Genomic DNA, 21,806 nt, shown 5'->3' on the forward strand with positions numbered 1-21,806 from the left:
GCGCGGCTGCGGTCCCCGCGCGACGGCACGACGCGGCAAAACTCCCGGATTACCGCGCTGGATGCGGCACTGGATGCGCCTGTTCCCCGCTGGGGCCTCGGCGGCGCAGGCCCTTCGCGCTGCTATCGGGCGGTTGTCGGAGTGGTCAGCCGTCCTCCGCGCTTTCGGGCCCCGAGCACCAGCGAGGTGCGGATCTGCACCAGCTGGCCCCAGTCGGTCTGCGCGATGAACCGGTACAAGTCCTGCTGCGACGGCACAGTGACGTCCACCAGCAGCTGCGCGTCCCCGGCGATGGCAGCCAGGTAGCGGACCTGGGGCAGCGCGCGCAGGCGCTGGCCGAGGTCGTCGATGTGCTCCGGCGAGACCTGGACCCACAGCAGCGCTTCGACGGGAAGTCCCAGCAGGGCCGGTTCGACCAGGGTGCGGATGCTGATGTGCTCGCCGCGCAGCAGCGCTTCCACCCGGCGAGCTACCGAGGATTCGCCGAGTTTCACCTGTCGCGAGATCGCCTCGATGCTCGCCCGGCCGTCCCGGCGCAGCGCTTCGATGATCGTCAGGTCTGTTGCGTCCAGTTCCCCGGCCGGTTGCCAGGCAGTACGTTCGCCGCCGAATTCGGGCTCCAGCATCCGCAGCTGAGCCGGTGACAGGTTCCCGGCCTGCCAGCCCCTGATGGTCTTGAAGAACTTCAGGATCGGGTACACCTGGATCTGGCTCAGCCCGGGAGTGGCCGGAAGCTGGAGGGTGAGGATTTCGTCCAGTCCCCCGTCGTAGTGCAGTTCGCTGACCACGTCGCTCTGGCCGGTCACCATGTAGGTGAAGCTCGTGTCCGCCCGGGCGGACAGCGCCTCGCTGGCCACCGGGACCGTGCCCGGAACGCAGTTCAGGGCCGCGATCACCGCTCCGGCCCGGTGGCGGATGGCGGCGATGTTCACCATGCCCTCCTCCAGCAGCGCAGCCCCGTGGCGGGCCACCGTGCGTTCGGGCTCGTCCAGCACCTTGGCAATCTTGCGCCAGGTGGCCCGGCCGTCGACTTGGAGGGCCATGACAATGCGCTGCTCGAGTTCGCCCAACACCTGAAGATCAACCATGACTTCAACTGTCGGGCTATTTCGCCGGCAACGCAACATCTGTCGGCCGGGCCGCGGACAGATGGCGATTTCAGCTGCCAATTGCCCTCACAAACGGCTCCGGATTCCTTGAAACGGGGGAAATCGACAGAAAATTGGCGAGAATCCCCAATTCTTGCCAATAGGGGCCGGGAAGGGCGACCGTTAAAGCAACGAGATCCACCTCACACTCCGCATCGACCTCCCCGCAAGGAACCACCATGCAAACGCCTTTCGCCGTGGCAGCCGCCGACCCGAGCTCGACGAACATCTGGGCCATCGCCAATACGCCGATCCTCTGGATCTGCATCCTGGGCGTTTTCGCCGTCATTTTCGTCCAGACGGTGCTCTACGCCAAGGCCGCCAAGGCCGCCGCTCCGCACATCGAGATGCCGGCCCGGGAGTTGAAAGAGGCATTCCGCGCCGGCGCGGTGGCCTCGATCGGCCCCTCGCTGGCCGTGGTGCTGGTCGCCATCGCGTTGCTGGCGTTGTTCGGCACCCCGGCGGTGCTGGTGCGCATCGGCCTGATCGGCTCGGCCGCCGCCGAAACCGCCTCGGCCAGCATCGCCGCCGGCACCATGGGCGCGTCGCTGGGTGGGGACAGCTATACCCAGCAGGTCTTCGCCGTCGCGTTCATGGCCATGAGCCTGTCCGGGGCGATGTGGATGCTGTGCACGCTGATCATGACCCCGCTGCTGAAGAAGGGCGGCAAGTCGCTGGCCAAGCGCAACCCGGCGGTCATGGCGCTGATCCCCACCGCCGCGCTGCTGGGCGCCTTCTCCGCGCTGACCATCGCCGAACTGCCGAAGTCCAACGTGCACCTGATCCTCGTCGGGATTTCCGCCGCGTCCATGGGCCTGTGCCTGTACCTGGCCAAGGCCCTGAACCAGAAATGGCTCAAGGAATGGGCGCTGGGCATCTCCATCGTCATCGCCCTCGTCTCCGCCTACTTCCTGCACACCGCCTAAGGACCGATCATGAGCTCAACCTCGCTTTCCTCCAGCGCCGCTGCTTCCATGGAGCGCTTCGACCGGCAGACCAGCCGCTACGGGTCCATCACCATGACCCTGGGGCTGATCCTCTCGCTGGCCGGCCCGATCTACATCGCCTTCTTCAGCGGCATGGAAGTGACCGCCAGCATGGTCTGGGTCGCGCTGCTGGCCGTGGCCGCCACCTTCGGGGTGCTGTGGGTGGTCGAACCGCTGACCTACTTCCCGATCCTCGGCTCCGCCGCCATGTACCAGGCGTTCATGATCGGCAACATCTCCAACAAGCTGCTGCCGGCGGCCATCGTGGCCCAGTCGGCCATCAACGCCAAACCCGGCACCAAGCGCGGCGACCTGGCCGCGGTGATGGCCATCTGCGGGGCGGCCACCGTGCACCTGACCAGCCTGCTGCTGTTCGTGGGCGTGCTGGGCACCTGGCTGGTGCACAACATCCCGGTCGAGGTCATCGAGGTCGCCCGCCTGTACATCCTGCCGGCGCTGATGGGCGCGGTGCTGGTGCAGTGCATCGTCTCCATGAAGGCGCTGCGCCCGACCATCATCGCGGTGGCCGCGGCCCTGCTGGTGAACTTCGTGGTCATCCCGCTGGTCCCGGCCGTCGGCCCCTTCGCCACCGCCCTGGTCGTCGCCGCCTCCATCGTCTTCTCCTGGGTGCTGCGCCAGCGCACCGCCCAGGCCGCCACCGAGAACTAGGAAAACCGCCATGAGCCACACCCTCGAACTCACCTCCGACATCCAGGCAGCAGTCCACGCGGACTACCTGCACCTGCATGCGAATCCCGAGCTGTCCATGCAGGAGCATCAGACGGCCGCCTACATCGAATCCCGGCTGGCCGAGCTGGGCATCGAGCACTTCCGCTGCGGCGGCACCGGCGTGGTCGGCGTGCTGCGCAACGGCCCCGGCCCGGTCATCGCCTTCCGCGCCGACTCCGACGGGCTGCCGATCAAGGAAGCCACCGGCGCGGACTACGCCTCCACCGCGGTGGGACAGCTGGCGGACGGCACCGAGGTGCCGCTGATGCACGGCTGCGGGCACGACACCCACGTGGCCAGCGCGCTGGGCGCGGCCGCGGTGCTGGCGCGGGGCGCCGCAGGCTGGTCCGGCACCGTGGTCTTCATCTTCCAGCCCGGCGAGGAGACCGGCGCCGGGGCGGCGGCCATGCTGGCCGACGGGCTGTGGGACAAGGCCCCGCGGCCCGAGGCGGTACTGGGCCAGCACGTCTTCCCCTTCGCCGCCGGCAGCATCCGGCTGACACCGGAATCCGCCATGGCGCTGGCGGATTCGCTGGAGGTCACGCTGCACGGCACCCAGGCCCACGGCTCCCAGCCGCAGGACTCGATCGACCCGATCGTGCTCGGCGCCCACATCATCACCCGGCTGCAGACCATCACCTCGCGCGAGCTGGACCCTCGGGACGCCGCGGTGGTCACCTGCGGTTCCTTTCACGCGGGCCTGAAGGAGAACATCATCCCGGACCGGGCGGTGTTCACCCTGAACATCCGCACGCTCACCGAGCCGGTGCGCGAGAAGGTGCTGGCCGCGGTGCACCGCATCATTACCGCGGAGGCGGCCGCTTCCGCCGCCCCGCAGCCCCGGATCACCACCCTGTACCGGTTCCCGCGGCTGTACAACGACCCGGAGCAGACCGGCAACATCGCCGCCGCGCTGGCGGCGGAATTCGGCCCGGAGCAGGTGGACCTGGCGGCCCCGCTGATGGGGTCCGAGGACTTCGGCGCGCTGGGCGACGCCATCGGGGTGCCCAACGTGTTCTGGATGTTCGGCGGCGCGGATCCGGCGGACCCGTCCCCGGCAGGCAACCACTCCCCGTTCTTCCTGCCCGAGTACCGCGGCGCCCTGGACACCGGCGTGCGCGCGGCGCTGGCCGGCATCCGCCACTACGTGGGCCGCTAGCTACAGGCTGCTGCGCCCCTCCAGGTAGGCGCGCAGCACCTGCAGCACCCCGTGCTCGGTATTGGCCGGGGCCGTGAAGTTCGCGGCCTGCGCCACCAGCGGGTGCGCGTTGGCCATGGCGAAGGAATACCGCGCCTGGCCCATCATTTCCAGGTCGTTCGGGTAGTCGCCGAAGACCGCGGTCTGCTCCTCGGTGACCTGCAGCGACTCCCGCAGCCGGCCCAGGGCCAGGCCCTTGTGCACGCCGCGGTTCATCGCGTCGACCCAATGGCTCCCGGAGACCACCACCTGCAGCGGGACATCCAGCGCAGCGGCCATCTGCGCCACCTTGCCGGTGCCCACGTTCACGGCCATCTTGATGATCTCGTCGCCCACCTGGTGCAGGTCCTGGACCACTTCCACCGCGCGGTAGTACGGGGCGATGGACCGGGCGAAGGCCTCGTCGCGGCGCTCCACGTAGGCGGTGCGCCGCCCGCACAGCACCAACCCGGCATCCAGCGCCTGCTGGCCGCGCACCGCGTCGACGACGGCGGCCACGGGCTGCGGGTCGATGATGTTCGAGTACACCTCGGTATCCCCGCGCATCACCACGGTGCCGTTCTCCGCGATGATCGGGATGTCGCCGAGCCGGGAGAACTGCTGCTTGAGGGTCGCGTACTGGCGGCCCGAGGCCGGCACGAAATGCACCCCGCGCTCCTGCAGGTCGGCGATAACCTGCCAGGCCTCGTCCGGGATCAGCCCGGCCCCGTCCAGGAAGGTGCCGTCCATGTCGACGGCGACGAGCTTGAGGCAGGCGGCGGGGTCAATGGTATGCATCGGTTCCTTTGTTGGTGGCGGGTGCCGGTGGCGGGGCGGATCCCTAGTGGTTCATCGCCCGGTGCGCGGCGCCGAGCACGCCGGCGGCGTTGTTGTACTGCGCCGGCACGATGCGCGCGCGCAGCTGAAGCCGCGGCATGAATTTCTCGTGGTCCTCGGAGACCGCCCCGCCGATCACGATCAAATCGGGGCTGCACAGGAATTCCACGTGGGACAGGTAGCGCTGCAGGCGCTGGATGTACTGCTCCCAGCTCAGGTTCTCCTCGCGGATCACCCGGGCGGCGGCGCGGGATTCGGCGTCCACCCCGTCGATTTCCAGGTGGCCGAATTCGACGTTCGGGAACAGCAGGCCGTCGCGGAAGAACGCCGAGCCGATGCCAGTGCCCAGGGTCAGCACCAGCGTGCTGCCGGCGCGGGGTTTCCCGTCGAGGCTGCCGGCGCCGGCGAAGACCTCGGCCATGCCGGCGGCATCCGCGTCGTTCAGCACGCTCACCTTCCGGCCCAGCACGCCGCCGAGCAGGGCGACCGCGTCCAGCCCGATCCAGGCCTTGTCGATGTTCGCCGCGGAGTGCACCACCCCGTCGATCACGATGCCCGGCACCGTGACGCCCACCGGCAGGCCGGCCAGCTCGCTGCCGGTTGTCCGCCGCAGGTCGGCGACGATCTGCGCCATCGCCTGCGCGACGGCGTCCGGATGCGCGCCGGCGGGGGTGGGCGCATGGCTGAAGGTGCTCTCGACGAGCTTCCCTTCGGAGTCCACCATGCCGTACTTGATGGACGAACCGCCCATATCCAGGCCGATGGCTGTATAGGGCGAGGCCGTGGCGGCAGCTGACATGTGAACTCCATTCAAAATATTAAGGACTCTTTACAGTATCTAGCGCCCGGCGTGCGGTCAATGGCAGGGCCTGCCGGGCTGCCACTGGCGGTAGGCGTTCCACACCTCGGCCAGGGCGTAGCGGCGCGCCCCGGCCAGGGCCCCGTCCAGCGCCCCGGCGCCGCCCTGCGGCGAATATCCGATGTCCGGGCCCGCCAGCGGCACCAGGCCGACCAGCCGGTCCGCCAGCTTCTGCGTGAGCGCGGCGCTGGCCCCGGGGCCGGTGACCACCAGCGCGTCGGGATCAAGGTAGCCCAGCAGGTTGCCCAGCACCTGTCCCAGCGGCTCGATCAGCGCCGGCCACAGCTGCGGGTCGCTCAGCTTCTCGAACAGGACCCGGGTGTCCACCAGTCCCCCGGCATCCAGGTGCTCCAGCAGGGTGCGGCCCTGCAGCCGCTGGGTTTCCAGCTCGCCGACCAGCCCGTGGCGACCGCGGTAGAGCCGTCCCTCGATCACCAGCGCAGAGCCGATGCCCGCACCGAGGTACAGCAGCAGCATGGAGCCGGCCCGTCCGGCGTATTCCGCCACCGCCATCCAGTTCACGTCGTTGTCCAGCAGCGTGCTGCGCGCATCGAACAGCCCGGCCAGGTCCGCGCCGGAGGCCGCGAAGATCGGGGTGGGCACCACGCGGGCGGCCCCGTTTCCGGCGTGCAGCACCGGGGCCGCCTGGCTGATGCCAGTGGCCAGCCGCCGCGTGCCCAGCTCGGCCTGCAGCTCGTCGCGCAACGCCCGGGCGGTATCCAGCAGCTGCTCGGCGCCGGTGGAGGTCTCCACGGGGCTGGAGCGCTCGGCCAGCACGGTGCCGGCCAGGTCGCTGGCGCGCAGGGCCAGCCGCTCGGCGCTCAGGTCCACCCCCAGCACATGCCCGTAAGCGGTGCGCAGGGCGTAGCGTTCGGGGATGCGCCCGCGCTTTCCCTCCGCGCTGGAACGTCCCTCGGAGACCAGCCCGAACTCCTGCAGGCGCAGGATCGACTGGGAGGCTGTGGGCTTGGAGATCCCCAGCTGGGCGGAGATCTCGGTGCGGGTGGCCGGGTCCCGGGCCAGCAGGCCGAAAACCCGCTCGTCGGTCAGCGCCGCCAGGGCGCGCGGGCCCGCGCTCTCGGTGCTCAACTGACCACCAGCTTCTCGCCCAGGGCTTCGAGCTGCGCGCGGCCCAGCCCGTGGGAAAGCAGGTAGTCGGCAATCGACCCGGTGCGGCGGGCGGCGTCCAGCGCCTTGTCCAGCCCTTCCACCGAGGTCCCGACCAGCAGCGTGCGCATCTGCTCGGTCATCACCACCCCGTGCTCGCCCATGCGCCGGGTCATGGCCGCCAGCCAGTCGCCGGACAGCGCCGCGGTGGAGGCCGCGTAGTCCTCCATGACCGCGTCCCGGTCAGCGCCCACGGCCATCAGCACCATGGCCACGCCCACGCCGGTGCGGTCCTTGCCGGCGGTGCAGTGCACCAGGGTGGCGCGGGATTCGGCGATGCCCGCGGCCAGCGTGGCCCAGGTCGGGCCGTGCGCCTTGACCAGCGGCTCGTAGATGTCATCCAGCGTGGCCAGGTGCCCCACGGCGCCTTCCAGCAGCGGCAGGTGGGTGCGCGTGGTGCCGGCGAAGCTGTCCGGGAAGCCGGGCAGGTAGCCGGTCTCCTGGGTGCTGCGCAGGTCGAAGATGCGCTCGATGCGCTGCTGCGCCACCCAGTCGGCCAGCGGCTGGTCGACCAGGTGCGGGGCGGCGGAGCGGAAGAGCACCCCGGAGGCGATGCGCCCGCCCGCTGCAGGCATCCCACCTGCTTCACGGAGGTTGGAAAGGAACATGCTCACATCCTAGGCTTGAACCAGCAACCCATGCCAACGCAAGGAGCATCATGCGCGCCACCTATCTGCTCGGAGACTACACGGTTGAACTGCGCGAGGTACCGGACCCGGCGCTGGTGGAGCCGACCGACGCCCTGGTCGACATCGCCGCGAGCTGCATCTGCGGCTCGGACCTGCACCCCTACCACGGCCCGGCAGTCACGCCCCGCCCGATCGGCCACGAGTTCGTCGGCCGGGTCACCGAGGTCGGCTCCGCGGTGTCCACGGTGAAACCCGGCGACTTCGTGATCGCCCCCTTCACCATCAACTGCGGCAGCTGCGAATTCTGCCGGCAGGGGCTGACCACTTCCTGCCTGCACGCCGGGTCCTGGGGCCGCACCAATTCGCGCACCTCCGCCTGCCAGGCAGAGGCCATCCGCGTCCCGCTGGCCGACGGCACGCTGTTCAAGGTCGACGCCGCCGTCGACGAGGCGCTGCTGCCCGGCCTGCTGGCGCTGTCCGACGTCTACGGCACCGGCTACCACGCCGCGCGCAGCGCCGGGGTGTCCCCGGGCGACACCGTCGCGGTCATCGGCGACGGCGCGGTGGGGCTGCTGGCGGTGCTCTCGGCCAAGCAGCTGGGCGCCGAGCGCATCATCCTGATGGGCCGGCATGCGGACCGCACGGAGCTGGGCCGCGAGTTCGGCGCCACCGACGTGGTCTCCGAGCGCGGCGCGGAGGGCATCGCCGCGGTGCGCGAGATGACCGGCCACGGCGCGGGCAAGGTGCTGGAGGCCGTGGGGCTGCTGCCGGCCTTCGAGCAGGCCATCGGCATCGTCCGCCCCGGCGGGACCATCTCCCGGGTGGGCGTGCCGCAGTACGCCACCGGACCGGTGGGCCGCGAGTTCTTCGGCCCCAATGTGACCCTGACCGGCGGGGTGGCCCCGGTGCGCAGCTATATCGGCGAACTGCTGCCCGGGGTGCTCCAGGGAAGCGTCGAGCCAGGCAAGGTCTTCGACTCGGTGCTGCCGCTAGCGCAGGTGGCCGCGGGCTACGCGGCCATGGAGGCGCGCGAATCGCTCAAGGTCATGCTGCGTGGCTAGCGGACCGCTGCCGCTGCGCGGGGTGGGCATGGATTCGCAGACCCGCTGCGCGCACTACCGCCAGCTCATCGACGTGATCGCGCTGCGCCATGCCTGCTGCGAGACCTGGTATCCCTGCCACCTGTGCCACCGGGAACTGGCGGACCACCCGGCGGTGCCGTGGCCGGCGGCGCGGGGCGCCGAACCGGCGGTGCTGTGCGGGGTGTGCGCGCACCGGATGACCGCGTCCGAGTACCTGGGCGCCGGATCCTGCCCGGCCTGCCAGGCCCTGTTCAACCCCGGGTGCAAGGCGCACGCCCCGCTGTACTTCGAGCTGCCGCAGCGGCCCTAGAGCCGCCCGGATTCCGGGACGTCAAGCCCCAGCAGCGCGTTCTCCGCGACCTCCATGAGCGCCGGGTGGATCCAGTACTGCCCGCGCGCCAGGGTGTGCGCATCGATGCCCAGGTTCATCGCGGTGATCAGCGGCTGGATCAGGTTCGCCGCTTCGTAGCCGAGCACGTGGGCGCCCAGGATGCGCCCGTCGCGCTGATCCGCGACGACCTTGAACAGGCCCTGGTCGTCCTCCATGGCCCAGCCGTAGGCGGTGTCCGCGTACTTCTGGGTCTTGACCGTGATGTGCTCGCCGATCTCGGCGCGGGCCTGGGCCTCGGTCAGCCCGATATGCGCGATTTCAGGGTGGGTGAAGACCGCCGCGGGAATGGCCGCTTCGGAGACTTCGCGCAGGTCGTCCGGGTGTTCCAGGTTGTGGGCGACCACGCGCGCCTGGTGGTTGGCCGCGTGCTTCAGCTGCTGCTCGCCGCTGATGTCCCCCAGCGCGTAGAGGCCCGCCACCGGTTCCCCGCCGCGCAGCACCCGCTGGAACTGATCCACCTGCAGCCGTCCGTCCGGATGCAGGTCCAGTCCGGCCGGGGCGGTGAATTCGGTGTTCGGGCGGCGGCCGGTGGCCACCAGCACGGCGTCCGCGGTGAAGGTCCCCGCTCCGGTGCGCACGTTCAGGCCCTCGGGCCCGGCGGCAATTGACTGCGGCTCGGCGTGCAGCTGCACGTCCCAGTCCACCTGCGTGTTGAAGGCCTGGCAGATCTCGTCGTCGAGGTATTTGAGCAGCTTGTCCCCGCGCACCAGCTGGGTGACCTCGGTGCCCAGGCCGGCGAAGATCGACGCGAATTCGCAGGCGATGAATCCGGCGCCGATCACGAGCAGCCGCCGCGGCTGCTCGATGCGCATGATGGTGTCCGAGGTGTGCACCCCGGGAAGGTCGATGCCCTCGATGTCAGGCAGCGCCGGACGCGAGCCGGCCGCCAGCACGATCTGCTCGGCCCGGATTTCGGTGCCGTCCGCGGTGCGCAGCGTGCGCTCGTCGAGCAGCTGCACCTCGCCGAGCACCGTGACGTTCCCTGCCTGCTGGCGGTACTCCAGCCCGCCGGCGGAAATCGGGTCGATGCGCGCAAAGATGCGGTCGCGGATCGAGGCGAAGTCCGCGCGCCCGGGCGGCAGCTGCACACCCAGCTTTTCGGCTTCCTGCCAGGTCCGCGCCAGCTGGGCGGGCCTGACGAACATCTTGGTGGGGATGCATCCCACGTTCAGGCAGGTGCCGCCGAAAACGCCGGATTCGGCGATCGCGACCTGCTTGCCGTCCCAGAACGGCGTGAGCAACGAGTTGCCGGAGCCGGAGCCCACAATCGCCAAATCCATGGGCCTAGGCCTCCGGCAGGTCGATGATCTGCTGCGGCACGACCAGCACCGGGCGGGTCTGCTTCTGCGCCAGCGCCACCGCGATCGAGCCGTCGATGAACTGGGCCAGCTTGTTGCGGATGCCCGGGCGGCGGGTGCCGATCACGATCATGCGTGCATCGACCTCCTCGGCCACCGCCATCAGCACCTTGGCGGGATCGCCGGGCACGTTGTGCAACTCGTAGTCCACGCCGGACAGGTGCTCCGCGACCAGCTCGGCCAGCTCGGCCGGGAAGTCGGCCTCGGCGGTGCCCAGCACGTTGTGCTCCGGGAGGCGTTCGGTGACGTACCGGCCCGAATCCGCGTAGATCACCTGGACCGTGGCTTTCAGGTCCGCGGCGAGCGACGCCGCGGTGCTCAGGACGGATGGGGCTTGGCCGGGTTCGATGCCGACTACAACAGTGCTCATGGGCGCTCCTTCGTTCTGACTACCAAATTACCCTGTTCCAGGAGCTCAGGCATCTTTGCGCGCCGCGCAGGCGATGGCGCGGGCGGTGGCCGTCATCGCCAGCAGGCGCACCGTGTCCACGTCCGCCTCCACGCGGCCGGTGGCGGCGGCGATGAACGCGTCCCCATCCAGCCGGGTGTGCGGCGGCTGCAGCGCCCGGGCCAGTCCGTCGTGGGCGCCCTGGGCAATGATGCGGCATCCGGTCTTGTCCAGCCGCGCGTTGGTGAACACCACACCGATGGTGGTGTTGGTCCGCGGGGGCGCCGTGCCCGCGTCGCGTTCGGCCGCTGCCAGCGCAGCGAACGCCGCCGCGGAGTCCAGGCTCGGCGCTTCGCCGGGGGCCAGCACGTCGCCGAAGGCGTTGACCGCGCACAACGCGCCGACCACCAGCTCGCCGAGGCGCTGCTCGGCGTAGACCAGCCCGCCCGGGTAGGAGTCCTCCCGGCGCCAGCGTCCGGCGCGGGCCCCGGTTCCGGCGCCCAGCAGCCCGACTTCAACCCGGTGCGCCGCCTCGGGCTGCGCGGCCGCCGCCGCGGCCCGGTAGCCGGACTCGGCGTCCGGTCGGGCGGTGCCCTCGGCCAGGTCGAACAGGCCCAGGGCCGGCACGATCGGCACCCTCCCGGCGGGGGTCTGCACCCCGCGCCCCCGCTCGGCCAGGAAACGCATGACCCCGTCGGCGCTGGCCAGCCCGAAGGCCGAACCGCCGGTGAGCAGGGCCGCGTCGACCTGCTGCACGGTCATCAGCGGGTCCAGCACGTCCAGCTCGCGGGAGGCCGGGGCCCCGCCGCGCACCTCCGCCGAGGCGACGGCGCCCTCCTCGAAGAGCACCACGGTGCACCCGGTGCCCTCGGTGCTCCAGTGCCCGATGCCCACCCCGGGCACTGTCACCTCCAGCGCTCCGGAGGCCGCCATGCCTACAAGTCCCCCAGCTCGATCGAGGTGTCCGCCAGCCGCGCCGGGTCGATGGTCCGGCCCACCAGCTCGCGCAGCGTGTCGTTCACGTCCCAGATGTTCACGTTGGCGGCGGCGGTGATCCGGCCCTCGCGCAGCCAGAAGATGATGAACTCGTCTTGGGAGCCGCGCAGCACGCTCTCGTCCCCCGGCGCTGCGTCCCCGACGTATTCCAGGCCCAGGTCGTACTGGTCGGTGAAGAAATAGGGCAGCCAGTCGTAGGACTGCTCCGCCCCGGTGAGCGTGGCGGCCGCGAGCTTGCCCTGGCGGATCGCGTTGTCCCAGTGCTCCACCTGCAGCTGGCGGCGCAGCCTGGTGTTGAATGCCCGGGCGACGTCCCCGATGGCCAGGATCCTTGAGTCGCTGCTGCGCAGCGAGGCATCCACGACCACCCCGCGGTCCACCTCCAGTCCGGCGGTTTCGGCCAGTTCCACGTTGGGCACCGCGCCGATGGCCAGCAGCACCACGTCGGCGCGGCTGCTGCCGATGTCGGAGATGACCTGCAGATGCCCGTCCACCAGCTCGATGCCCTGCACCCGGGTGCCGGTGCGCACATCCACCCCGTGGCCCTGGTGCAGTTCCAGCAGATGGTGGCCGAAGCGTTCGCCGAAGACCTTGGACAGCGGCACCTCGTCCGGGGAGTAGACGGTCACCCGCGCCCCGAGCGCGCGGGCGCTGGCCGCCGCTTCCATCCCGATCCAGCCCGACCCGACCACCGCGACCTGCTTGCCCTGGGTGATCGCGGATTTCAGCGCGTCGGCGTCCGCCAGGCTGCGCAGCACGTGCACCCCGGGCAGGTCGTGCCCGGCCATCGGCTCGTCCCCGCCCAGCCGCGGGCGCGCTCCGGTGGCCAGCACCAGCGCGTCGTAGTCGACGGTGGTGCCGTCGGCCAGCACCACATGCTGGTGCTTGCGGTCGATGCTGATGGCGCGGGTATCCAAGCGCAGATCAACATGGTTTTCCGCGTACCAGGCGGCGGTGTTCACGGTGAAGTCCGCCACCGCGTCGTTGCCCTGCAGGTACCCCTTGGACAGCGGCGGGCGTTCATAGGGCAGCGAGGCTTCGTCCCCGATCAGCCGCAGCACCCCGTCGTACCCGCGGGAGCGCAGCTCGGAGACCAGGGTGGCCGCGGCCAGCCCTGCGCCAATGACAACAATCGTTTCCGGATTCATCGATCGCCTTTCACGCGTAGGTGTCCTTTGATCCTCACATGTCAACGCACCGCTGGCAATGACTGCGGCGGGTTCGCGCAGGACCTTTGCAGGTTCCGGGCCCTGCCGCCTCGGAAGCTGTACGCGTGTTTCAGCCGGCGGGAGCCGCTAATGGGCTGCCGCCCCTTTATCTGTCGGAACGCTGGGGCTACAGTGCTAAGTACCAGAGCGAGGAGTGCGTCATGATTACCCCAGAAAGCCAACCCACCGCGGAAGTTTCCGGCCGCTACGTACTGATTTTCGATTCGCCGACATCCGACCACCCATCGACCCTTGGCATGGCAGCCCTTGAGGACAAGGTGCCCAATGTGCTGACTGCCGCGGGCTACCAGACAACGGAGTACTTCCCGCGGCTGGGCATCGCCGTGGTGGATTCCCCACCGGATCAGCTTGACGAGTTCACGGCCCGCATGGCCGGCGAGCGCCTGCCGGCCCGCGTGGTTCCGGAAAGGACCTACCACATCCTCACCGAAGCCGAGGACGAACCCACCAGCTATGCGGACAACGACGAGTTCACCTGGGGCCTGCAGGCGGTCCAGGCCGCGAATTCGCAGTACACCGGCGCGGGCATCAAGGTTGCAGTACTGGATACCGGGTTCGACGCGCAGCACCCCGATTTCGTCGGGCGCAGCGTCACCACCAAGTCCTTCGCGGCCGGCGAGGACGCCGCGGACGGCCATGGCCACGGAACGCACTGCATCGGCACCTCCTGCGGGCCGCGCACGGTCGAGTCGGGCCGCGGCTACGGGGTCGCCTCCGGTGCGGAGATCTTCGCCGGCAAGGTGCTGGGCAACAACGGGTCAGGCACCGACTCCATGATCCTGGCCGGCATCGACTGGGCGCTGCAGAACGAATGCCACGTCATCTCCATGTCCTTGGGCGCCGACGTCCGCGAGGTCCACCCTCCCTATGTCACCGCCGGACGCCGGGCGCTGGAGCAGGGAACCCTGATCATCGCCGCGGCGGGCAACAACGCCAAGCGCGCTTCCAACGATCCGGGATTCGTGGGAGCACCGGCGAACAGCCCCTACATCATGGCGGTCGGCGCGCTGGACTCCGGCTTGCAGGTGGCGCCGTTCTCCGCACGGACCCTTCCGGGCCGCGGCGGGCAGGTGGACATCTCGGGTCCCGGCGTCAAGGTCTACTCGTCCTGGCCGGGCGCACAGCGCTACAACACGATCAGCGGCACCTCCATGGCCACCCCGCACGTGGCCGGCGTGGCTGCGCTGCTGGCCGAGGCCACCGGGTACCGTGCCCGCGAGCTGTGGGCCGAGCTGGTGCAGCAGGCCAGGCGCTTGGAGCAGTTCTCCGTCGACGTGGGAGCCGGCCTGACCAGGTCGCCGGAACCAGCGCAGGAGCAGGCGTAGGGCCATGGCTTCCCACCGCACGTTCATCGTGACGATTTCCGAGACCTACACCAGCAACATGCCCGCTGCGGTCACCCAGCTGGAGTCCCACGGGCTGGAAGTCCAGCAGGTGCTGGGCATGCTCGGGCAAGTCATCGGCCAAGCGCCCGATGAACGGGTCAAGGAGCTCAAGAACCTCGACTGCGTCAAATCCGTCGATTCCGAACGCCGGTACAAGGCGCTCTAGGAGCTGGCATGGCCGGGGGCGGCATCGCATGCCGCCGCCGGCCATGCGGTGCGAGCGCGGCTTGGTTCGCGATTGGCGGCTATTCTTCCAGCAGCGCCTCTTCCAAGGCCTCGACGTCCAGGATGTTGATTTCCCGACGTCCGGCCAGCTCGATGCTTCCGTCCTGTGCGAAGGCGGCCAGCCGGCGGCTGAGGGTTTCGGGGGTAGTGCCCAGATAGGCGGCGATGTCCTTCTTCGCCATGGGAAGAGTGATGCGTGCAATGCCGTTGGCGAATTTCGCCGGCTGGTCGAGCAGGTAGGCGGCAACCCGGGCGGAGACGTCGCTGGAGGTGATGGCGGCAAGCAGCCTCTCGGTGGACGCCAAACGGTCCGAAAGCGTGCGCAGCATACGCTGGCTGATGTCCGGGTATTCGCCGAGCAGCCGTGCCAGATCCCGGTGGTCGAAGACGCACATCTGGCTGTCCTCCAGCGCGGTGACCGAATCAGTGGACAACTGCCCGGTGATGAACGCGCGTTCCCCAACGACATCCCCGACCGTGGCCGTGCGCAGCACCTGCTCCTGCCCGCCGGCCGTACCGTGGCTGATTTTGAGTTTTCCGGTGTGCAGCACCAGCAAACGGGATTGCTGCTGCCCCGGGGAGGCCACGATGGTCCCCCGCTCCACATGCAGGGGTGTGGCGAATTCGGCCACGTGTTCCTGCTGGCTGCGATCCAAGCCCTGGAAAATCGGCACTCGCGCCACACACAAGTCATTGCTGGACATGCCCCCAGCTTAGCGGCGCGGACGACTTGACCTACGTCAAGGCATCCTCGATCCCGGATGGCTAACGTAGCTGGTACAAGGCACGGAACAATCCGTACCCGACCGAGAAAAGGATGAATGCCATGTCTGCCACCCAAACCCATACGGTCCTTCGCGCCGAAGGCTTTTCCTGCCCTTCGTGCGTCGCCAAGATCGAGAAGCAGGTGGGGCGCCTTGACGGCGTGGACCGGGTCAAGGTGCATTTTGCGTCCTCGCGCATTGAGGTAGACCACGACAGCGCGAAGGTCTCCGCACAGGACCTCGTCGACGCGGTAGGCAAGGCCGGGTACACCTCGGCCGTCTCCGCGTTCTAGCCGCAGGCCCCAACAACACGCAGCAAGGGAGCAGTACAGTGAATAGGCTCGCACGGTGGAAGGTGCCGATCATCTCCGGCGCACTGATTCTCGTGTCTTTCGCAATGAATGCCAATGGCGTCTTGCCGTTCGGCCAATGGTGGATGGGCGATGCAAGCTTCGCGCTGGGCGACCTGTTCATGATCGCGGCGGCCGCGGTGGCAGGATACAAGATCCTGGCCAATGCCATCCGGGCGCTGGGTGCCAAGGTCATCGGCATCGATCTTCTGGTTTCCATCGCCGCCCTGGGCGCGCTGGCTATCGGAAATTTCTGGGAGGCCGCGGCCGTCACCTTCCTGTTTTCCGTGGGCCACGCGCTGGAAACCGCGACCCTGAACAAAACCCGTTCGGCCCTGGCCGAGCTGGTGGCGGTTGCCCCGGACACCGCGCTGGTGCTGCGGGATGGAAGCCAGCAGGAGGTTCCGGCTGCATCGGTTCGCAGCGGGGAGACCGTGCTGGTGGCCCATGGGGCCAAGGTTCCGGTGGACGGACTGGTCATCTCGGGCACCGCGGCGCTGGATGAGGCATCCATCACCGGAGAATCGATTCCAGTGGACAAGTCAGCTGGAGATTCCGTGTTCGCCGGCACCATCTCCCGCGGCGGTTTCATCCAGGTGAAGGCAACCGGCATCGGCGCCGACACCACGCTGGCCCGCATCATCCACCGCGTGGAAGAGGCCCAGGACGCCAAGGCCCGCACCCAGGCGTTCTTTGACCGCTTCTCCCGCTGGTACACCCCGGGCATCATCCTGCTTGCGGCCGTCGCCGGCGTGCTGACGCAGGATCTGGTGCTGGCGCTGACGCTGCTGGTCATCGGCTGTCCCGGCGCCCTGGTGATCTCCATCCCCGTGGCCATCGTGGCGGGCATCGGCCGCGCCGCGCGCAACGGCATCCTGATCAAGGGCGGAGAGTTCCTGGAAACCTCGGCGAAGATCACCGCCGTGGCCGTGGACAAGACCGGCACCCTGACCGAGGGGCGCCCGCAGCTGACCGACGTGGTGGTGCTGGATCCTTCGCTGAAGCGGCAGGAAGTGCTCGACTGGGCCGCGGCGGCCGAGGCAGGGTCCCAGCACCCGCTGGCCAAGCCGATCATCGAGGCCGGCCGTGCCCCACTGGGCATCCCACAGATCACCACGGTTCCCGGCATGGGCCTGGAGGCGCAGCTCGACGGTCGACGGATCCTGGTGGGCAACCTGCCGCTGCTGGACGAATACGGCGTCCAGACCCGCCGCGGCGAAGCCCAGGCCGCCGCGGAAACGCTGGCGGCGGATGGAAAGACGCCGATGGTCATCGCCTTGGACGGCGCCGCGATCGGAGTCCTGGCGGTGGCCGACGCGTTGCGCGAGGATGCCGCGGCGATGGTCCAGCAGCTGCATTCCGCCGGAGTGAAGGTGCTCATGCTCACCGGCGATACGCCGCTCGTGGCCCAGGCCATCGGACGCAGGGTCGGGATCGACGAGGTGCATGCCTCGCTGCTGCCGGAGGACAAGCTGCAGGCGGTCGCAGCGATGCAGCGCGCGGGCCACACCGTGGCCATGGTGGGCGACGGCATCAACGACGCCCCCTCACTGGCGACGGCGGACATCGGCGTAGCCATGGGCGCCGCCGGTTCGGGCGTCGCGGTGGAGACCGCGGACATCGCGCTGATGGGCGACAACCTGTTGCGCCTGCCGCAGGCGATCACCCTCGCCAAACGGACCGTGTCCATCATGCGGCAGAACATCGTCATCGCCCTGGCCACCGTGGCGCTGCTGCTCGCCGGGGTGTTCGCCGGAGGAGTCACCATGGCTATCGGCATGCTGGTGCACGAGCTGTCGGTGCTGGTGGTCATCGCCAACGCGATGCGGCTGCTGCGCGACACCGGCTCGCGCCGCGCACCCGCCGCAGCGAAGCAGCCGGTGGCGCTGGCCGGCTGACCGGAACGCGCAACGGCCAGCGACATGATCATGTCGCGGGCCGTTGCCTTGCGGCGACTACTGGAAGTCCAGCAGCACCTTGCCGGAGACGGAGGCATCCTTGGCGGTTTCGAAGGCGGCCAAGGCCTCGGCAGCGGGGAATTCGTGGGTGACGGCGGCGCCGATCTGCAGCGATCCATCGGCCAGCGCCTGCAGCACCTCGTCGATTTCTCCGTTGAAACGGAAGGAACCGACTAGTTCCAGTTCCCGGGTAATGGCCAGTGAAATCAGCGCAGGCTGTTCACCGGAAGGCAGCAACCCGACCATGACCACGCGTCCTCCGCGGACCGCGCCGCGCACGGCCGAGGCCAGCCCGCGGTAGTTGCCGGTGGCTTCGATGACCACGTCCGCATGGATTCCAGCGACCTCCTCGACTTCCGGGGCACGCAGTGCGCGGGTTGCTCCCAGCTGGACGGCGATGTCCAGCGGCGCCTCGAACATGTCCACCGCAATGATTTCGGCGGCCCCGGCGCGTTTGAGCACCGCAACGGCCAAGGCGCCGATGGGGCCGGCCCCGATCACCAAGACGCGTTTGCCGGCCACCTCACCTGCCCGGGAGACCGCATGCCAGGCCACCGCGGCCGGTTCCGCCAGTGCCGCATCACGCAGGGAGAGTCCCGCAGGAAGTTCGCGCAGCATGCGGGCGGGCAGATTCACCTCGGTGGCGAAAGCGCCTTCGGTATGCGGGTAGCGCGCGGCCGACCCGAGGTAGGTGCATCCCGGCGAGAGGTTCGGCCGGTCAGCCGGATAGGGTTCCCCGGTCTCTGCTGGAGTCGCTGGATGCACGGCAACCCGAGCGCCGGCGGCCGGGCCGGTGCCGTCGGCCGCGGCCTGCACGATGGTGCCGACGATTTCGTGGCCCAGCACCATGGGTGACTTCAGAATCGATTCGCCGGCCGCACCGTGGCTCCAGTAGTGCAGGTCCGAGCCGCAAATGCCGCCATAGGCGATGGCCACGCGTGCCTGGTCTGCGGCGGGTGCAGGAAGGCTGACCTGCTCGACGCGGAGGTCTCCGGCGGCGTGGGCCACCACTGCCATGGTCTGTTCATTCAGGTTAGACGACAACGCTCATGCCTCCATCAATGAAAATAGTCTGGCCGTTGACGAAGCTCGATCCGTCGGAGGCCAGCCAAACGGCAGGGCCGGCCAGGTCGGCAACGGTTCCCCAGCGACCGGCAGGGGTACGTCCCAGGATCCAGGAATTGAATTGTTCGTCGTCCACCAGGTTCTGGGTCATTTCGGTGTGGATGTAGCCCGGAGCAATGCCGTTGATCTGCAGGCCGGAACCGGCCCACTCCGCGGTCATGGCGCGGGTGAGGTTGCGCAGGCCGCCCTTGGCCGCGGTGTAGGCGGCGATGGTCGGTCGCGCCAGGTCGGTCTGGACGGAGCAGATGTTGATGATCTTGCCTGCCCCGCGCTGCACCATGCCGCGGGCCACAGCCCGCCCGACCAGGAAGGCGCTAGTCAGGTTGGTGTCGAGAACACGCTGCCAGTCCTGGACCGCGAGGTCCAGCAGTGGCACGCGGTGCTGGATTCCGGCGTTGTTCACCAGGATGTCCAGGGCCCCGATGGCTTCCTCGATCTTCCCGATGTTGGTGCGGACCGCTTGGTCATCGGTGACGTCGAAGCAAGCGGAGTGGATGCGCTGCGGCCCGTAGACCTCGGAGAATTCCTTGGCTGTTGCAGCCAGCCGGTCGGCATCGCGCCCGTGCAGCACGATGCTGGCCCCGGCATCCGCCAGACCGCGGGCGAGCTCCTTGCCGATGCCCCGTGATGATCCGGTGACCAAGGCCAGTTTGCCCGTGAGGTCGAATAGATTGCTCATGCTTGCCAGCTTCCCCGTTCCGATGACAGCGTGCTGCCATCACATGTCAGTTGTCGGCGACGAATGTTCCCGCCGACCAGCAGGCAGCTGGAATCTAGTTGGGGCCTCATCGCCACGCCAAATATAACAGACTTAACTTAAGATTTTCGATAATAAATCTGGTTTTAACGGCCCGTCGAAGCGTTCACAAACCAACACCCCACCCAGCACCCTCGTTAATGACATCACCGACCGCACGGTCGCATTGCCACGCACCCGGCATCCTGCCCCGGCCTGCCCTGCAGCAGCGTCGACGGGCATGGGCAACCGGGCGCGATAGCGCTGGACGGCAGGCCCTGTTTGGAGGGCAACACGGGCGACAGCATCGCGGGAGGCCATCCCCGATTCAGACCCAATTTACTCGTCATTTTCGACGATAATTCAACACTAAATTCTCGCTGAATCAAGAGCCGAAATCTCGGGTTTTTCGGGAGCAAATGCCCCAGGACATGAAGATGGCGGATAGCCTGCCACCTAAGGGTCGGATATCGCGCTGAGCTTGTCATCTTAACTCACTACAATGAATATAATCGACCAAAAACATCTGTTGATTTGGGCTTTTATGGTCGTCCAATCTCAAGATCTGCTAGACTTGATCCATCACACTCGTTTCTGAACGAGATTTACGCCCGGCGCGTGGGAGCTATTTCAGCGTGACCCGTCGGGTTTCGACTGGTGCTTATTTGAGGTTCCGCGTGGCGCAGCCCAGTTGAATTTGAACATTTTTTCGCCGCGCAAGGAGTAACTTATTAGGCTGAAATGCCGGAGAGGTACGCTTGTCACAACGCGTTGCAATCATCGGAGCAGGACCCAGCGGAATGGCTCAGCTGCGAGCCTTCGAATCGGCTCGCAAGGCCGGTCGCTCGGTCCCGGAAATCGTCTGCTACGAAAAGCAGGATGACTGGGGTGGCCAGTGGAATTTCAGCTGGCGCACCGGCATCGACAAGTACGGCGAAGCAGTCCACTCGAGCATGTACCGCAACCTGTGGTCCAACGGCCCCAAGGAGGCCTTGGAATTCGCCGAATACACCTTTGACGAGCATTTCGGCCGCCCGATTTCCTCGTATCCGCCGCGTGCTGTGCTGTGGGACTACATCAACGGCCGCGCCGAGAAGTCGGACGTCAAGAAGTACGTCCGGTTCTCGACAGTGGTTCGCTGGGTTCAGTTCGACGAAAGCGCCCAGAAGTTCACCGTCACTGTTGAAGACCTGGCTAGCGGCATCACCGAAAGCAACGAATTCGACCAGGTCATCATCGGCTCCGGACACTTCAGCTTCCCCAACGTCCCGGACTTCGACGGTATTGAAACCTTCCCAGGCACGCTGATCCACGCACACGACTTCCGTGGCGCCGAACGCCTCGCCGGCCGCAACGTCCTGTTGATCGGAGCCAGCTACTCTGCCGAGGACATCGGAATCCAGGCCTTCAAGATGGGTGCAAGCTCGGTGACCATGAGCTACCGGACCGCCCCGATGGGATACGAGTGGCCTGAAGGCATCCAAGAGCGCCCTCTGGTCACGCGCTTCGAGGGGAACACCGCCCACTTCGCGGACGGCACCGAAGGCCAGTTCGACGCGGTCATTCTGTGCACCGGCTACCTGCACCACTATCCGTTCCTGCCCTCGGATCTGGCCCTGTCCTCCCCCAACAACCTGTATCCCAAGTCGTTGTACCGCGGCGTGGTCAGCGAGGCAAACAACCAGTTGTTCTACCTCGGTGCACAAGACCAATGGTTTACCTTCAACATGTTCGATGCGCAGGCTTGGTATGTTCGCGATGTCATTCTAGGCGACGCGCAGCTTCCCTCGCGGTCCGACCAAAAGCAAGACATGGATCAGTGGGCGCAGCGCCTTGAGAATCTCAGCAGCGCGGCCGACGAAGTCCATTTCCAGGCCGACTATATCCGCGACCTCATCGAACAGACGGATTATCCGATGTTCGACCTGGATGAGGTCGCCCGCATATTCCTGGCCTGGAAGAACGACAAGCAGCACAACATCTTGAACTACCGAGATCAGGTCTATCCTTCGGTCATGACCGGAACCATGGCCTGCGAACACCACACGCCGTGGCTTCGGGAACTGGATGACTCCTTGGAACGCTACCTGTCCTACCCGGAAGAGGACGAACTGGACCGCATCGTCCGCGGCAAAGACAGCTCTACAACCACTGCTTCGAAATAATTCGGCAGAGCACAACAACTGAATTGCTCCAGGCCGGGTCGGAACGCGCATCGCGCGTGCCGACCCGGCCATTGGGTATCCAGCAAGCACTGAACCGCTGGCAAAAAGAAATCCCGGAAGTC

The 21,806-nt window shown here is 67.9% G+C and carries 22 protein-coding genes; 10 read left to right on the forward strand and 12 right to left on the reverse strand.

Annotation, left to right across the window (positions count from 1 at the left end):
* Positions 1-122 precede the first annotated feature (122 nt).
* On the reverse strand, positions 123-1,088 hold the full coding sequence (locus JQN66_RS13825; protein WP_188949872.1) for an Lrp/AsnC family transcriptional regulator: 966 nt from the start codon (positions 1,086-1,088) through the stop codon (positions 123-125).
* A gap of 239 nt (positions 1,089-1,327) precedes the next feature.
* On the opposite strand from JQN66_RS13825, the gene JQN66_RS13830 reads away from it, so the two are divergent.
* Genes JQN66_RS13830 through JQN66_RS13840 form a run of 3 tightly spaced genes read left to right on the forward strand, consistent with a single transcriptional unit; the run spans position 1,328 to position 4,022 of the window.
* Complete coding sequence (locus JQN66_RS13830) at positions 1,328-2,074, forward strand: DUF5058 family protein (RefSeq protein WP_188949874.1); 747 nt, start codon at positions 1,328-1,330, stop codon at positions 2,072-2,074.
* 9 nt (positions 2,075-2,083) lie between these two features.
* The gene (locus JQN66_RS13835; RefSeq protein WP_204675554.1) at positions 2,084-2,803 is read left to right on the forward strand and encodes a hypothetical protein; all 720 of its coding nucleotides are present in this window, start codon (positions 2,084-2,086) and stop codon (positions 2,801-2,803) included.
* Positions 2,804-2,813: 10 nt separating this feature from the next.
* Positions 2,814-4,022, forward strand: a complete 1,209-nt coding sequence (locus JQN66_RS13840) for an amidohydrolase (protein WP_204675555.1) — start codon at positions 2,814-2,816, stop codon at positions 4,020-4,022.
* On the opposite strand, the gene JQN66_RS13845 is transcribed toward JQN66_RS13840, so the two are convergent.
* From JQN66_RS13845 to JQN66_RS13860, 4 genes are read right to left on the reverse strand one after another with little or no spacing between them, the layout of a single operon-like run.
* Positions 4,023-4,838 carry a Cof-type HAD-IIB family hydrolase gene (locus JQN66_RS13845; RefSeq protein ID WP_204675556.1) on the reverse strand — a complete coding sequence of 272 codons (816 nt, stop codon included), beginning with the start codon at positions 4,836-4,838 and terminating at the stop codon, positions 4,023-4,025.
* Positions 4,839-4,881: 43 nt separating this feature from the next.
* Positions 4,882-5,676, reverse strand: a complete 795-nt coding sequence (gene ppgK / locus JQN66_RS13850; RefSeq protein ID WP_204675557.1) for a polyphosphate--glucose phosphotransferase — start codon at positions 5,674-5,676, stop codon at positions 4,882-4,884.
* Positions 5,677-5,733: 57 nt separating this feature from the next.
* Positions 5,734-6,825, reverse strand: coding sequence for an ROK family transcriptional regulator (locus JQN66_RS13855; RefSeq protein ID WP_188949884.1), 1,092 nt, complete (start codon positions 6,823-6,825; stop codon positions 5,734-5,736).
* A complete protein-coding gene (locus JQN66_RS13860) occupies positions 6,822-7,511 on the reverse strand; it encodes a tyrosine-protein phosphatase (RefSeq protein WP_204675558.1) in 690 nt (229 codons plus the stop codon). The genes JQN66_RS13855 and JQN66_RS13860 overlap by 4 nt, the downstream gene beginning before the upstream one ends.
* Positions 7,512-7,561: 50 nt before the next feature.
* Between JQN66_RS13860 and JQN66_RS13865 the strand changes: the two genes are divergently transcribed.
* Together JQN66_RS13865 and JQN66_RS13870 are read left to right on the forward strand one after the other, a co-directional pair.
* Positions 7,562-8,593, forward strand: a complete 1,032-nt coding sequence (locus JQN66_RS13865) for an alcohol dehydrogenase catalytic domain-containing protein (protein WP_204675559.1) — start codon at positions 7,562-7,564, stop codon at positions 8,591-8,593.
* Complete coding sequence (locus tag JQN66_RS13870) at positions 8,586-8,924, forward strand: CHY zinc finger protein (RefSeq protein WP_308425071.1); 339 nt, start codon at positions 8,586-8,588, stop codon at positions 8,922-8,924. The genes JQN66_RS13865 and JQN66_RS13870 overlap by 8 nt, the downstream gene beginning before the upstream one ends.
* Here the strand turns inward: JQN66_RS13870 and JQN66_RS13875 are convergent.
* From JQN66_RS13875 to JQN66_RS13890, 4 genes are read right to left on the reverse strand one after another with little or no spacing between them, the layout of a single operon-like run.
* A complete protein-coding gene (locus JQN66_RS13875) occupies positions 8,921-10,285 on the reverse strand; it encodes a mycothione reductase (protein WP_204675560.1) in 1,365 nt (454 codons plus the stop codon). The two genes, JQN66_RS13870 and JQN66_RS13875, sit on opposite strands and share 4 nt — an antisense overlap.
* Positions 10,286-10,289: 4 nt before the next feature.
* Complete coding sequence (locus tag JQN66_RS13880) at positions 10,290-10,733, reverse strand: universal stress protein (protein ID WP_204675561.1); 444 nt, start codon at positions 10,731-10,733, stop codon at positions 10,290-10,292.
* Positions 10,734-10,778: 45 nt separating this feature from the next.
* Positions 10,779-11,684: a P1 family peptidase gene (locus tag JQN66_RS13885; RefSeq protein WP_204675562.1), complete on the reverse strand. Its 906-nt coding sequence runs from the start codon at positions 11,682-11,684 to the stop codon at positions 10,779-10,781.
* Between the two features lie 2 nt (positions 11,685-11,686).
* The gene (locus JQN66_RS13890) at positions 11,687-12,895 is read right to left on the reverse strand and encodes an NAD(P)/FAD-dependent oxidoreductase (protein ID WP_204675563.1); all 1,209 of its coding nucleotides are present in this window, start codon (positions 12,893-12,895) and stop codon (positions 11,687-11,689) included.
* A 221-nt stretch (positions 12,896-13,116) separates the two neighbouring features.
* Between JQN66_RS13890 and JQN66_RS13895 the strand changes: the two genes are divergently transcribed.
* Positions 13,117-14,301 carry a S8 family serine peptidase gene (locus JQN66_RS13895; RefSeq protein ID WP_204675564.1) on the forward strand — a complete coding sequence of 395 codons (1,185 nt, stop codon included), beginning with the start codon at positions 13,117-13,119 and terminating at the stop codon, positions 14,299-14,301.
* Between the two features lie 4 nt (positions 14,302-14,305).
* Entirely contained in the window at positions 14,306-14,527 is a 222-nt protein-coding gene (locus JQN66_RS13900) for a hypothetical protein (RefSeq protein WP_188949898.1), read from the forward strand.
* Between the two features lie 79 nt (positions 14,528-14,606).
* Here the strand turns inward: JQN66_RS13900 and JQN66_RS13905 are convergent, their stop codons facing one another.
* A complete protein-coding gene (locus JQN66_RS13905; protein WP_204675565.1) occupies positions 14,607-15,290 on the reverse strand; it encodes a Crp/Fnr family transcriptional regulator in 684 nt (227 codons plus the stop codon).
* Between the two features lie 122 nt (positions 15,291-15,412).
* On the opposite strand from JQN66_RS13905, the gene JQN66_RS13910 reads away from it, so the two are divergent.
* Together JQN66_RS13910 and JQN66_RS13915 are read left to right on the forward strand one after the other, a co-directional pair.
* Positions 15,413-15,643: a heavy-metal-associated domain-containing protein gene (locus JQN66_RS13910; RefSeq protein ID WP_204675566.1), complete on the forward strand. Its 231-nt coding sequence runs from the start codon at positions 15,413-15,415 to the stop codon at positions 15,641-15,643.
* Between the two features lie 38 nt (positions 15,644-15,681).
* On the forward strand, positions 15,682-17,598 hold the full coding sequence (locus JQN66_RS13915; protein WP_239464019.1) for a heavy metal translocating P-type ATPase: 1,917 nt from the start codon (positions 15,682-15,684) through the stop codon (positions 17,596-17,598).
* Positions 17,599-17,655: 57 nt separating this feature from the next.
* Here the strand turns inward: JQN66_RS13915 and JQN66_RS13920 are convergent, their stop codons facing one another.
* Positions 17,656-18,675 carry an L-idonate 5-dehydrogenase gene (locus tag JQN66_RS13920; RefSeq protein ID WP_188949977.1) on the reverse strand — a complete coding sequence of 340 codons (1,020 nt, stop codon included), beginning with the start codon at positions 18,673-18,675 and terminating at the stop codon, positions 17,656-17,658.
* A 16-nt stretch (positions 18,676-18,691) separates the two neighbouring features.
* Complete coding sequence (locus tag JQN66_RS13925; protein ID WP_204675567.1) at positions 18,692-19,462, reverse strand: SDR family oxidoreductase; 771 nt, start codon at positions 19,460-19,462, stop codon at positions 18,692-18,694.
* Between the two features lie 857 nt (positions 19,463-20,319).
* Here JQN66_RS13925 and JQN66_RS13930 point away from each other — a divergent pair.
* Positions 20,320-21,684, forward strand: coding sequence for an NAD(P)-binding domain-containing protein (locus tag JQN66_RS13930; RefSeq protein WP_239464020.1), 1,365 nt, complete (start codon positions 20,320-20,322; stop codon positions 21,682-21,684).
* The last annotated feature ends 122 nt before the right edge of the window (positions 21,685-21,806 follow it).

The organism is Glutamicibacter protophormiae (assembly GCF_016894325.1).
In the GTDB taxonomy this organism is placed as follows: Bacteria; Actinomycetota; Actinomycetes; order Actinomycetales; family Micrococcaceae; genus Glutamicibacter; species Glutamicibacter protophormiae.